We start from the raw sequence: 13,174 nt of genomic DNA on the forward strand, positions 1-13,174 counted from the left end.
CCCCCGCCCATTATAGGGGCGAGGGTTATGCTACAACGCTCCGGTAGTCGAGGGCGATGCGACGTTAGCCCTTGGCAACCACGGCCAGGGCTTCATTCAACGTTTTGCTAGGGCGCATTGCCTGACTTACCAGCTCACCGTTCGGGCGGAAATAACCCTGAATATCAACAGCCTTCCCTTGAACATCATTGAGCTCAGCAACGATGGTCTCTTCATTGGCTTTAAGTGTTTCTGCCAAGCGGGCGAACAGCGATTTCAGTTCGGCATCATCATCCTGTGCGGCCAGTGCTTCTGCCCAGTAGAGTGCGAGGTAGAAATGGCTGCCACGGTTATCAAGCTCACCCACCTTGCGTGAAGGCGACTTGTTGCTGTCCAGGAATTTGCCGTTGGCTTCATCCAGCGTCTTGGCAAGCACAGTGGCACGTGCATTGCCGAACGTACTGCCCAGATGCTCAAGAGAAGCCGCAAGCGCCAGGAATTCACCTAGGGAATCCCAACGCAGATGGTTCTCTTCCAGGAACTGCTGAACGTGCTTGGGTGCGCTACCGCCCGCGCCGGTTTCAAACAAGCCACCACCGTTCATCAGCGGAACAATAGACAGCATCTTCGCGCTGGTGCCCAGCTCCATGATCGGGAACAGGTCAGTGAGGTAATCACGCAGCACGTTACCGGTAACCGAGATAGTGTCTTCGCCCTTGCGAATACGCTCCAGAGAGACCGCCATGGCGTCTACCGGCGTCAGAATGCGAATATCCAGACCGCTGGTATCGTGGTCTTTAAGGTACGTTTCTACCTTCTTGATCAGCTGGGCATCGTGGGCGCGGTTGGCATCCAGCCAAAAGATTGCTGGAGTGGCACTTTCACGGGCCCGAGTAACGGCAAGCTTCACCCAGTCCTGAATTGGCGCGTCTTTGGTCTGGCACATACGCCAGATATCGCCCGCTTCAACATCATGACTGAACAGCGTATTGCCGTTTTCGTCACTTACTACCACGGTACCGTCGGCAGCGATCTGGAAGGTTTTGTCGTGGGAGCCATACTCTTCTGCTTTCTGCGCCATCAGGCCCACGTTAGGAACGCTGCCCATGGTGGTCGGATCAAAGGCGCCGTGTTTCTTGCAGTCTTCGATTACCGCCTGGTAAATAGTGGCATAGCAGCGGTCTGGAATAACGGCCTTGGTATCGTGAAGCTGGTCGTCGGCGCCCCACATCTTGCCTGAGTCACGAATCATCGCCGGCATGGAGGCATCGATGATCACATCACTTGGCACGTGCAGGTTGGTGATTCCCTTATGGGAGTTGACCATCGCCATGGGCGGTCGCTCTTGGTAAAGCGCCTCGATATCGTTCTTGATCGCTTCCTGCTGATCACTCGGCAGCGACTCAATCGCGCTGTAGAGATCACCGATACCGCTATTGGGGTTGAAACCAGCGGTTTTAAGCGCATCTGCATGCTTTTCAAGCGCGCTCTTGTAGAATTCTTCAACCACAATTCCGAACATGATGGGATCAGAAACCTTCATCATGGTCGCTTTTAGATGCAGGGAAAACAGTACATTACGCGCCTTGGCATCGCTGATCTCGCTATCGATAAAGCTACGCAGACGACGGCTGCTCATGCAGGCGGCATCAACCACTTCGCCTTCGAGAACCACCAGACCTTCTTTCAAAACGGTAGTGGTGCCGTCTTTTTGCTGAAGCTCAATCTTTAGCTTGCCGGCTTTCTCGATAACGGTGGACTGCTCGCTGCCGTAAAAGTCGCCTTCGCTCATGTGAGCCACGTGGGACTGGGAGTCGCTGCTCCACTCGCCCATGCGGTGCGGGTATTTACGGGCGTAGTTCTTGACCGACTTTGGCGCACGGCGGTCAGAGTTACCCTCACGCAGTACCGGGTTAACAGCGCTGCCTTTGGCCTTGTCGTAAGCCGCCTTGATGGCTTTTTCTTCGTCGTTTTTAGGCTCTTCCGGGTAGTCAGGCAGCGGGTAGCCCTGGCCTTGAAGCTCTTTGATTGCGGCCTTCAACTGCGGGCCGGAGGCACTGATATTGGGCAATTTAATAATGTTGGCTTCAGGCGTGGTGGCAAGCTTGCCAAGTTCGGCCAGGTCATCGCTGACACGCTGCTCGTCGTTGAGCAGGTCAGGGAACTGGGCCAGCACGCGCGCCGCCAGGGAAATGTCGCGAGTCTCGACTTCAATACCGGCAGAGTCTGTAAAGGCATCAATAATCGGTAACAGGGAATATGTCGCGAGCGCAGGGGCTTCGTCGGTAAGCGTGTAAATGATCTTCGGCGTTTGGGACATTTTTGCGTTAACCTCTTTTCTAGTCGCTTTCGTTATAAAATCCTAAGCTACGCGGCTCATTCGACGATAGCCCGTGCCGCGAAGCGCACTAAGCAGCTTAACGCGCTGCTCTACTATCATTTCGGTGGTGTTGACGACGACTCCAGCGGTCACGCAGGAGTATACCAGCGCTGCACTTTAACCGCATGAGAGATTGTCGACAAATCCGGCGCAAGATGTAAGAGACTTTATGAGCAGCTTATATTTACTACACAAACCCTACCGCATGCTCTCCCAATTCACGGATACCGAGGGGCGGGCCACCCTGGCCAGCGTTATTGATGTACCCGGGGTTTATGCGGCTGGCCGGCTTGATTATGACTCTGAAGGCCTTCTGTTACTCAGCGATGACGGCGCGCTCATTCACCGGATTGCTCACCCGCGTCACAAGCAGCCCAAAACTTACTGGGTGCAGCTGGAAGGCCAGGTTGATGACAAAGCGCTCAACGCGCTGCGCGCCGGTATTACCTTGAAAGACGGCCCTACCCGCCCTGCCAAGGCACGGCTGATAGCACCGCCGGCGCTCGCCCCTCGTGAGCCTGCCATTGACCCTAAACGCCACCCCTCTACTTCATGGCTTGAAATTACCATCAGCGAGGGACGCAACCGCCAAGTACGCCGCATGACCGCCCACGTGGGGTTTCCCACGCTCAGGTTAATCCGTGCCTCGATCGGACCCTGGCAACTGGGTGACCTGCAACCCGGAGAGTGGCGTAAGGAAACCCTGCACGCCCCGCGTCAAGCGCAGAGCACCAAGCGCTCGGGCAAACCGAGCGCTTCCCGGCATAGGAAATCCTCATGAGCGCCACCCGAAGCATCGCCATTCACAGTACAGCCGCCTGCGTCATTCAGCGGGATAACCGGTATCTAGTGGTAGAAGAAGCAAAGGGTGGCCCCAAAACGGTATTCAACCAGCCAGCCGGTCATGTGGAAGCAGGCGAAGGGCCCATTGCCGCGGTTCTTCGTGAGGTAGAGGAAGAAACCGCCTGGCGTGTCACGCTCACCGGCTACCTGGGGCTTTATGTTTTTCACGCCCTAGATGGTCAGACATTTCACAGCCACGGGTTTCTTGCCAAGCCGCTTACCCAGCTTGGCACCCCATTAGACTGCGATATTGTGGCTACCCACTGGCTGACGCTTGACGAAATTCGCGCCCTGAATGACGAAAACCGCTTAAGGAGTCCACTGGTACTCAAGCGCATTGAGGACGCTGTCAGCGAACGCTGCTATCCATTGAGCGTCATTCAAGAGTGAAGCACTCGAAGCACCAACCCCCCATCGTGTATAATCACCGCCCAATTGCATACCACATCAACCGAGGATGCCAATGACATCCACCAATGGCTCACCCACCACCGAGTCATCCGCAGCTGGCAAAGTGATTGTCGGTATGTCGGGTGGCGTCGATTCGTCTGTTTCCGCCTTGATCCTGCAGCAGCAAGGATACGAGGTAGAAGGCCTGTTCATGAAGAACTGGGACGAAGACGACGGCACTGAGTACTGCACGGCTAAGGAAGATCTTGCCGACGCCGAGGCAGTATGTGCCAAGCTGGGTATCAAGCTGCATACAGCCAACTTTGCCGCCGAGTACTGGGATAATGTATTCGAGCATTTCCTGGAAGAGTACAAGGCTGGGCGCACGCCCAATCCCGACATTCTGTGTAACCGGGAAATCAAGTTTAAGGTGTTCCTTGAGTACGCGGAAATGCTGGGCGCCGAGAAAATCGCCACCGGCCACTACGTCCGTCAAGGACAGGTTCGCCAAGGCGACGGCGATGTCCGCCCACGCCTGCTTAAAGGACTAGATGGCAACAAGGACCAGAGCTACTTTCTGCACGCAGTGCCCGAAGCGGCTATTGCTCGGACGCTATTCCCTGTTGGCGAGCTGGAAAAGCCTGCAGTACGCGCTCTGGCTGAAGAGCACGACCTGATTACCGCCAAGAAAAAAGATTCTACCGGTATCTGTTTTATCGGTGAGCGCCGTTTCCGCGATTTTCTGCAGCAGTACCTGCCCGCCCAGCCCGGCACGATCGAAACGCCTGAAGGCGACACCATCGGCGAGCATATAGGGCTGATGTACTACACCCTGGGCCAGCGTCAGGGGCTGGGGATTGGCGGGCTTGCCAACTACTCGGAAGAGCCCTGGTACGTGGCGGCCAAAGATCTTGAACGCAATGTATTGATCGTTGTCCAGGGCAAGCATCATCCGCTGCTCTATTCCGACACGCTGGCTACCGAAGCCATGGACTGGGTCGCGGGCGAGCCACCGGTTCAGTCAGGCCGGTTCACCGCCAAGACCCGCTACCGGCAAAGCGACTGCCCTTGCGAAATGCGTACCCTGCCCGATGGCGGGGTTGAAGTCACTTTCGACGATCCGCAGTGGGCGGTCACGCCCGGCCAGTCGCTGGTGCTTTACGATGGTGATATCTGCTTGGGTGGCGGCGTTATTCGCGCTACTTGGAACGCCGCGGAGGCAGGCGCATGAATACACCAACGCCGATTCATCGCGCCCCGGACTCACCCTCCATGCGCCAGGCTTTGGCCTTGGCGGGTGTGTTTCAAGCTGCAAGCCTGGTGGATGAATTGGCCCGCACCGGTCAGGTAGATACCCGCGCCTGGGATACCCTGATTGAAGCGACCGTGGATACCAACCCGGAAAGCTTTGAAGCGATTTATGGCGGCCATCCCAATAACCTGCGGCGGGGTCTTGAAACCCTCGAAGCCCTGGTGGGCCGCAAACAGGCAAACCCGGTGGTGCTGCGCTATGGTTTCACGATTTTGCTGGTCATGAACAAGCTGCGCACCAACAACGCCATGATGGACGCCCTTGGCCAGCATCTGACCCGTATTCAGGGGCAAGCCGAGCACTTTGGCACCACGCATGAAAACGTGATTGCAAGCCTGGGTGAAGCTTACCAGGAGACTATCTCAACGTTTAAAACGCGCATTGTGGTACAGGGTGACCCCTCTTTACTGCAAAGCCGCATGATGCCCGAGCGCGTACGGGCCTGCCTGTTGGCAGGTATCCGTTTTGGGCTTTTATGGCACCAGCAAGGGGGCCGCCGCTGGAAGCTGGTTTTTCAGCGCAAGGCGCTGCGCCGCGCGCTGGACAGCCTCGGCTAGGCCACTTAGCGTTACGCCGCTATGCCGCTTCAAACTTCTCACTGCTTTTGCTCTTGAATCACTTACTCTCGAACTACTTGGAAACGACGCCATGCAACTCTCCGCCTTGACTGCTCTCTCCCCCGTTGACGGCCGCTACGGCTCCAAAGCCGCAGCCCTGCGCGAACATTTCAGCGAGTTTGGTCTGATCCGCGCCCGTGTCATTGTGGAAGTCCGCTGGCTACAGCGTCTGGCCGAGCACGACCAGATCGTCGAAGTGCCGTCTCTTTCCGCCGAGGCAGGCGCTTTTCTTGAGCAGCTGATTCGTGACTTCTCACTTGAAGACGCCGAGCGCATCAAGGAGATTGAGCGCACCACCAATCACGATGTAAAAGCCGTTGAGTATTTCCTGAAGGAAAAGATTGCCAGTAACGCCGAACTGAATGCGGTAACCGAGTTCATTCACTTCGCATGCACAAGCGAGGACATCAACAACCTCTCTTACGGCGTTATGCTGGCCGATGGTCTCAAGGCGCTGCTGCCCACCATGCACGAAGTGGCCGATGAAGTGGCCAAGCTTGCCATTGCCCATGCGGCACAGCCGATGCTCTCGCGCACCCATGGTCAAACCGCAAGCCCCACGACGCTGGGTAAAGAGATGGCCAACGTGGCGTATCGCTTGAAGCGCCAGCTCAAGCAGATCGAGCGCGTTGAAATTTTGGGCAAGATCAACGGTGCAGTAGGCAACTACAACGCCCACCTGGCCACCTACCCGGACATCGACTGGGAAGCCAACGCGCGTACCTTTGTTGAAGGCCTGGGTTTGAGCTTCAACCCCTACACGACCCAAATCGAGCCGCATGACTATATTGCCGAGCTTTTTGATGCCGTCTGCCGCTTCAATACCATCCTGATCGATTATGACCGCGACGTATGGGGCTATATTTCGCTAGGCTACTTCAAACAGCGCACGGTAGAGGGTGAAATCGGCTCCTCCACCATGCCGCACAAGGTCAACCCGATCGATTTTGAAAATTCTGAAGGCAACCTGGGCTTGGCCAACGCGGTACTGGGACATCTGGCACAAAAACTACCAATTTCCCGCTGGCAACGTGATTTAACCGATTCCACCGTGCTACGTAATCTGGGCGTAGGCCTGGCCTACGGCCTGATTGGCTATCACGCCAGCCTCAAGGGCATCAGCAAACTGGAAGCCAACCCTGAACGCCTGGCCGAAGACCTGGATAACAGCTGGGAAGTGCTCGCCGAGCCGATCCAGACCGTGATGCGCCGTTACGGTATTGAAAAGCCCTACGAGAAACTCAAGGAACTGACACGCGGTAAGCGGATCGATCAGGTAGGCTTTGCTACCTTTATCGACACCCTTGAGCTGCCGGATGACGTTAAAGCAGAGCTTAAAGAGCTTTCACCGGCAAGCTATATTGGTAATGCACAAGCGCAGGCTGAAGCGCTTACCCAACGCATTGGCAGCTTGTCATAAGCGTTTTCACAAGCGCTACGGCCACTCAATTAGGATATCACCATGAGCCAACACGATAAGCCACTCACCCTGCTGGGCGATCTCACGCCCGCAGACTTTTTGGCCAACTACTGGCAACAGAGACCGCTGCTGATTCGTGGTGCTATCCCCGACTTCGTCAGCCCCATTGAGCCTGACGAGCTTGCCGGACTTGCCTGCGAGCCGGGGGTGGAAGCGCGCCTGGTGGAAGAGAAAGGCCCGGACAGCGCCTGGCAGGTTTCCCACGGCCCGTTTGATGAGGCAACATTTGAACGCCTGCCCGAGGGCCACTGGAGCCTGCTCGTTCAGGCCGTGGATCACTATGTACCCTCCATCGCCGCGCTAATGGACGAGTTTGACTTCCTGCCACGCTGGCGGCTGGACGATATCATGATCAGCTACGCCCCGCCTGGCGGTAGCGTGGGTCCACATATCGATCAGTACGATGTCTTTTTACTACAAGCCAGTGGTCACCGCCGCTGGCAGCTGGGTGGCAAACAACCGGACAATGCCCCAATCATTCAAGGCATTGACCTGCGCATTCTGGAAACCTTTGAGATCGAGCCTGATTCCGACTGGACGCTGGCGCCTGGCGACATGCTGTACCTGCCGCCGGGTTGGGCGCATCACGGCGTTAGCCAGACCGATGATTGCATGACCATTTCGGTAGGCTTCAGGGCACCATCTGCGGACGAGTCGATTACCTCTTACGCAGACTACCTGGGCGAGCAGCTGCCTGCCTCTCAACGCTACAGCGATGCGGGAATGGCGCCTGCCAGCCAGGCCGGTGAGCTTGACGATGCGGCCATTGAGCGTATGCGTCAGTTCATGCTGGCCACACTTGACAACCCTGAGCAGATCGCCCAGTGGTTTGGCCGTGTGATGACTCAGCCCAAGTACATGGATCAGGTCGTGCCGCTGGATCCACCTATGGAAGAAGCCGCAGTAGTAGCGCATCTACAGGAGGGCGAACCGCTTTTCCACATGCCCGGTTCGCGCTTTGCCTGGCGCAGCGATACAAGCGGCACCACGCTGTTTGTCGATGGCGATGGTCATGCCTGCTCAGAGGCACTTGCAAAGCGTCTGGCAGACACCGAGCCGATGTACGAAGAGGTGCTTGAGCTTGAAGGCGCCGCCTCTTTGCTTACCCAGCTGATCAATTCAGGCAGTTTGGGCTTCATGAGTGAGGAAGACCCAGAGTAGTCGGCCTTGAGTTATCTTGTGACCTAGCTGACTGACTATGCCAGAGCGCCGCCTTAGAGCGGCGTTTTTTTGTCTTCTGTTTATATAGTTGACGAAAAACGACTACATAAACCCGCCGTTTTACTAAGCCGCTGTCGTCGAGCTACAACCCCGCCTGCCCCCAAGTGTCAATTGTTGGATCCTCCTTTGTCGTCAATAGTTATTGCACTGCAGCGCCAACGGGGCTGCTCATAACACCGCCAACTATCAGCCTTATGTTGGCACCTGCTGAAAACATCTTCGCAAGCGCAGCAAACCTGTTAACCCACTTGCGAGTCGCTATTACAACCTTGGAGGTATCTCATGACCGGACTGCTCAACGATATTAAAGCCATGGCCCAGTTACGCGAAGCACAAGGTGGAAAATGGGAGGCTATCAAACCTGAATATGCAGCTCGTATGCGCGCCCAGAACCGCTTTCATACGGGATTGGATATTGCGCGGTATACCGCCACCATCATGCGCAACGATATGGCCGCCTATGATACTGACACCTCGCAATACACCCAATCATTGGGCTGCTGGCATGGCTTTATTGGTCAACAGAAGCTTATCTCAATTAAAAAGCACTTTGGCACTACCCAGCGCCGCTATCTTTACCTGTCAGGCTGGATGGTCGCCGCACTGCGCTCCGAGTTTGGGCCTTTGCCCGATCAGTCCATGCATGAAAAAACCTCGGTCGCCAATTTAATCGAAGAGCTTTACACCTTTCTGAAACAGGCCGACTCTTGGGAACTTAACCACCTGTTCCGCGCGCTGGATGATGCCAAGGCCGCTGGCGACAGGGTCAAAGAGCAGGAGATCATCGACAAGATCGATAATCATGAAACCCATATAGTACCGATTATTGCCGATATTGACGCAGGCTTTGGTAACGCTGAAGCCACTTACCTGCTCGCTAAGAAATTCATTCAGGCAGGCGCCTGCTGTATCCAATTGGAAAACCAGGTGTCCGACGAGAAGCAGTGCGGTCATCAGGATGGCAAGGTGACCGTTCCTCACGAGGACTTTTTAGCCAAGATCAACGCTGTGCGCTACGCCTTTCTTGAACTCGGCGTGGAGGACGGCGTAATTGTTGCACGCACCGACTCACTAGGCGCCGGACTGACCCAGAAAATCGCGGTGACTCACCAGCCGGGCGACCTGGGCGATCAGTACAACAGCTTTCTGGATGGCGACGCGATCGAGAACGCCACCGATATCAACAATGGCGATGTGGTGATAAAGCAGAACGGCAAGCTGGTTAAACCGAAGCGCCTGGCCTCCGGCCTTTACCAGTTCAAGCCCGGCACCGGTGAAGACCGCGTTATCCTTGACTGCATTACCAGCCTGCAAAACGGTGCTGACCTTTTGTGGATCGAGACAGAAAAACCCCATGTGGGACAGATTGCCAGCATGGTCAACCGTATCCGTGAAGTAGTCCCGGACGCCAAGCTTGTGTATAACAACTCGCCCTCCTTCAACTGGACACTGAATTTCCGCCAACAGGTGTTTGATACTTGGGAGCAGGAAGGTAAAGACGTGTCGGCCTACCAGCGCGATAAGCTGATGAGTGTCGAATACGACAAGACCGAGCTTGGCCAGTTGGCAGATGAGTGGACCCGCAACTTCCAGCGTGACGCATCTCGCGAGGCGGGCATTTTCCATCACCTGATTACTCTGCCTACCTACCATACAGCAGCGCTCTCCACTGATAACCTGGCAAAAGGCTACTTTGGCGAAGAAGGCATGCTGGCCTACGTGCGTGGCGTTCAGCGAGAAGAAATTCGCCAGGGAATTGCCACGGTGAAGCACCAAGATATGGCAGGTTCCAATATCGGCGATGATCATAAAGAGTTCTTCCATGGCGAGGCAGCACTTAAGGCAGGCGGCAAAGATAATACGATGAACCAGTTTGGCTAACGCCCTGCACAGTTAACGAAAACCCCCAGCTACCAGGAGCTTTAAGCTCCTGGTTTTTTTGTCGTTATACGTGCACACTGTTTTCTTATTCCCTGTCTACACTACTATTATGTCCTTTGATTCATGACCTTTTTAATCAAACACTGGTCAAAGCGCAGAGCTTCAGTTATCTTTTAGCGAACACTGTTTTGTAATTGAAGCGTCCTGCCACTGCTGCTTTAAGTTGCCATACCCTGGAGGTTTTAATGAAACGTTTACTACCTGTTGCTGCGTTAAGCATCCTGACCTTAGCTGGGTGTGCCAACACAGCGCCCTATTCAGGTGATGTGTATCGCGGTAATCAAGCGCAAACCGGCCAAAGCGTTGCTTACGGCACAATTGTCGCTATTCGCCCAGTTCAGATCCAGGCTGACAGCCGTGCGGGAGGCCTATTGGGTACCGGCGGCGGCGCCATTATCGGCGGCCTTTTAGGTAGCCAGGTAGGGGGCGGTTCAGGCCGCCAGTTGGCAACCGTTGCAGGCGCCTTGGGTGGCTCAGTGGCCGGTTCGGCTGCGGAAGATCGCGCCAACCGCGTGAGCGCTCTGGAAATGGAAATTCGACGTGATGACGGCACCGATGTAGTCGTTGTACAACGGGCTGACCATCAATACCAAGCTGGTCAGCGCGTGCGCCTGATTGGTAGCGGCGGCAACTTGAGCGTTGCACCCTATTAATTTAATGCTGTAGCGTATTTTATTGATGTGATCTATATCAAAAAGCCCGGCCATCTTGCGATGGCCGGGCTTTTTAACAAGTATTCAAACGCGCTTAATGGCTAAGACTGCTGGCCCAATTGGCAAGCTTTACTACCAGAAGACCAATTAATACCAACAGAATAACGACCAGCAACATTTCTACCGGGAAAACCAATGTAGTCGCGCCTAACACAGCGAGTGTCGCAACCCATAGATACCGGTTTTCACCATTACTTTTCAACATGTTAGGCAAGAAGCGGTCAAGCCCTTGGCTGACGCCCCGGCTCCAGCGTTGATCGACAAAATAGGCAATCAGACCAAACGCGATCAGCCAAATAAGAAAGATTGTCATAGAAAACTCCGGTGAATAAGGGTCGTAAAAGGGGAAAATGGGTGGACTTAGAGTATCCCCAGTCACCTTGAGGTGCAATACCGCGAAAGGCTGGTGAGCGTAAAAACCCCGTTTACCCCCTGACAAGCCACGCCTCACGCGTTACCATGTTGGGACATGCACTCACCGAAAGGTTATTCAATGCAAATTGCACAAAACTCGGTTGTCGCGTTCCACTACACTCTGACCAACGATGCAGGTGAAGTGCTAGACAGTTCTGAAGGCCGCGAGCCGCTAACCTATCTCCATGGCGCGGGTAACATCATCCCAGGTCTGGAAAAGGAACTGGAAGGCCGCGAAGCCGGTGACAAGCTGAACGTCAAAGTAACGCCTGAAGAGGGTTACGGCGAAGTTCAGGAACAGCTGGTTCAAGAAGTACCGCGTGATGCCTTTCAGGGCGTTGAAGGCATTGAGCCGGGCATGCAGTTCCAGGCTCAGACGCAAGGCGGCCCGCTCATGGTTACAGTAAAAAGTGTTGAAGGCGATACGGTTATCGTTGACGGCAACCATCCGCTGGCAGGTCAGCACCTCAACTTCGATGTTGAAATTGCGACCGTTCGCGAAGCGAGCCAGGAAGAGACTGAGCACGGCCACGTGCACGGTGAAGGTGGCGTTGAGCACTAATTGCTAAAAAAGAGGCGGCCTTTTGGCTACTTCAGATGTCAAACGAACCCCACAACTTGTGGGGTTCGTTCGTTTCAAGGAGCATTAACAATGTACTTAGCCCAGATACGACCTTCATCACACGGCGTTATCACAGCGCTCAAAGCGGCGCATGCCAAGTGCAATCATTAGCGTGATACTCAGCAAAATCCACGAGCCCCAGGTAATACCCGACCAACCGGCGCCCTGCCAAAAAGGCTCCAGCCAGAACCCGCCCAGGCTCGCCCCCACGTAGTAAAACACCAGATATAGCGCAGATGCGCTGCCACGTGCGCCTTGGGCGTAGCGCCCTACCCAGCTAGAGGCCAGCGAGTGGGTAAGGAAAAAGCCAAACGCATTAATGGTCAGCCCGACAATAATCAGGGCTAATGAATCATTCAAGGTAACGGCGGTACCCACCATCAGAATCACGACGCCCGCCATCATGCACATGGCTGGCGAAAAGCGCTGAGCCAAGCGCCCGGATACGGTAGAACCAAACGTGCCGCCCAGATAGGTCAGGAAAATCAATCCGAGACCGGTTGCCGCCAACTGGTAGGGTGCAGCGGCCAAACGAAAGGTAATATAACTATACTGATTGATAAAAATCAGGAAGTTGATGCCACCCAGGCAATAAGCAGCGAGCAGCACCGGCGTGCGCAGGTGACCGACAAGATCCGTAAGCGCGCGGCGTAGCTGAAAACGCTTGGGCATAAAGGTATGGCTATTAGGCAGCAGACGCCAGAACAGCGCGCAGCCAATTAACGTCATTACGCCAACGGCGATGAACGCCGCCTGCGGCCCGCCAATCTCAGCGGCGGCTCCACCTACGATACGCCCACTGATACCGCCCAAGGAGTTTGCACCAATATATAGCCCCACAGCGCTCAGCAAGGCCGGCTTCTCAAATGCATCACCCATCCAGGCGATCGCCACGGCGGGCAGGCCTCCCAGCACAAACCCTTGAATCAGACGCAGCAGTAACAGGCCTTCAAAATTCGGCGCAAACGCCAGTGCAAGCGACAACCCCCCGGCGAGTAACAGGGTGATACGCATGATGCCTTCACGGCCAATGGCATCGGAAAGCGGCCCAAATACTAGCAAGGCCAACGCCAGCGACAGAGTAGCCACTGACATCAGCAGGCTGACGCCTAAGGTCGACACACCGTAGATGGCCTTGAGCTCAGGTAGCAACGGTTGAGGAACATACAGATTAATAAAAACCAAAAATGACCCTAGGCATAGGGCCATCGTGGCTCGCCACCAGGCGCGTGTCTTGTCTTCAATCATACCATTCCTAATAG

Annotated in this window: 12 protein-coding genes; 9 read left to right on the forward strand and 3 right to left on the reverse strand. The window is 55.2% G+C overall.

Features of this window, described 5'->3' with window-relative positions:
* Positions 1 to 64: 64 nt before the first annotated feature.
* Complete coding sequence (locus tag ELY38_RS03790; protein WP_127060178.1) at positions 65 to 2,299, reverse strand: NADP-dependent isocitrate dehydrogenase; 2,235 nt, start codon at positions 2,297 to 2,299, stop codon at positions 65 to 67.
* 229 nt (positions 2,300 to 2,528) lie between these two features.
* Between ELY38_RS03790 and ELY38_RS03795 the strand changes: the two genes are divergently transcribed.
* The 8 genes from ELY38_RS03795 to ELY38_RS03830 all read left to right on the forward strand — a co-directional run bounded on the left by ELY38_RS03795 (position 2,529) and on the right by ELY38_RS03830 (position 10,816).
* Positions 2,529 to 3,140 (forward strand): pseudouridine synthase, encoded by a 612-nt coding sequence (locus ELY38_RS03795; protein WP_127060179.1) that lies wholly within the window; start codon positions 2,529 to 2,531, stop codon positions 3,138 to 3,140.
* Positions 3,137 to 3,592 carry an NUDIX hydrolase gene (locus ELY38_RS03800; RefSeq protein ID WP_127060180.1) on the forward strand — a complete coding sequence of 152 codons (456 nt, stop codon included), beginning with the start codon at positions 3,137 to 3,139 and terminating at the stop codon, positions 3,590 to 3,592. Before ELY38_RS03795 ends, ELY38_RS03800 begins: the two co-directional genes overlap by 4 nt.
* A 73-nt stretch (positions 3,593 to 3,665) precedes the next feature.
* Positions 3,666 to 4,823, forward strand: coding sequence for a tRNA 2-thiouridine(34) synthase MnmA (gene mnmA / locus ELY38_RS03805; protein ID WP_127060181.1), 1,158 nt, complete (start codon positions 3,666 to 3,668; stop codon positions 4,821 to 4,823).
* Positions 4,820 to 5,461 (forward strand): high frequency lysogenization protein HflD, encoded by a 642-nt coding sequence (gene hflD, locus ELY38_RS03810; RefSeq protein WP_127060182.1) that lies wholly within the window; start codon positions 4,820 to 4,822, stop codon positions 5,459 to 5,461. The genes mnmA and hflD overlap by 4 nt, the downstream gene beginning before the upstream one ends.
* A gap of 91 nt (positions 5,462 to 5,552) precedes the next feature.
* On the forward strand, positions 5,553 to 6,941 hold the full coding sequence (purB, locus tag ELY38_RS03815) for an adenylosuccinate lyase (protein WP_127060183.1): 1,389 nt from the start codon (positions 5,553 to 5,555) through the stop codon (positions 6,939 to 6,941).
* A gap of 42 nt (positions 6,942 to 6,983) precedes the next feature.
* The gene (locus ELY38_RS03820) at positions 6,984 to 8,162 is read left to right on the forward strand and encodes a cupin domain-containing protein (protein WP_127060184.1); all 1,179 of its coding nucleotides are present in this window, start codon (positions 6,984 to 6,986) and stop codon (positions 8,160 to 8,162) included.
* 342 nt (positions 8,163 to 8,504) lie between these two features.
* Positions 8,505 to 10,103 (forward strand): isocitrate lyase, encoded by a 1,599-nt coding sequence (locus ELY38_RS03825; protein WP_127060185.1) that lies wholly within the window; start codon positions 8,505 to 8,507, stop codon positions 10,101 to 10,103.
* A 245-nt stretch (positions 10,104 to 10,348) separates the two neighbouring features.
* On the forward strand, positions 10,349 to 10,816 hold the full coding sequence (locus ELY38_RS03830) for an outer membrane lipoprotein (protein WP_127060186.1): 468 nt from the start codon (positions 10,349 to 10,351) through the stop codon (positions 10,814 to 10,816).
* Between the two features lie 94 nt (positions 10,817 to 10,910).
* Here the strand turns inward: ELY38_RS03830 and ELY38_RS03835 are convergent, their stop codons facing one another.
* Positions 10,911 to 11,189, reverse strand: a complete 279-nt coding sequence (locus tag ELY38_RS03835; RefSeq protein WP_127060187.1) for a hypothetical protein — start codon at positions 11,187 to 11,189, stop codon at positions 10,911 to 10,913.
* A gap of 180 nt (positions 11,190 to 11,369) precedes the next feature.
* On the opposite strand from ELY38_RS03835, the gene ELY38_RS03840 reads away from it, so the two are divergent.
* Complete coding sequence (locus ELY38_RS03840; RefSeq protein ID WP_127060188.1) at positions 11,370 to 11,852, forward strand: FKBP-type peptidyl-prolyl cis-trans isomerase; 483 nt, start codon at positions 11,370 to 11,372, stop codon at positions 11,850 to 11,852.
* Positions 11,853 to 11,969: 117 nt separating this feature from the next.
* Here ELY38_RS03840 and ELY38_RS03845 read toward each other — a convergent pair whose 3' ends face one another.
* Entirely contained in the window at positions 11,970 to 13,160 is a 1,191-nt protein-coding gene (locus ELY38_RS03845; RefSeq protein WP_127060189.1) for an MFS transporter, read from the reverse strand.
* Positions 13,161 to 13,174: the final 14 nt, after the last annotated feature.

The sequence above is a fragment of the Vreelandella nanhaiensis genome (genome assembly GCF_003990185.1).
GTDB lineage: Bacteria > Pseudomonadota > Gammaproteobacteria > Pseudomonadales > Halomonadaceae > Vreelandella > Vreelandella nanhaiensis.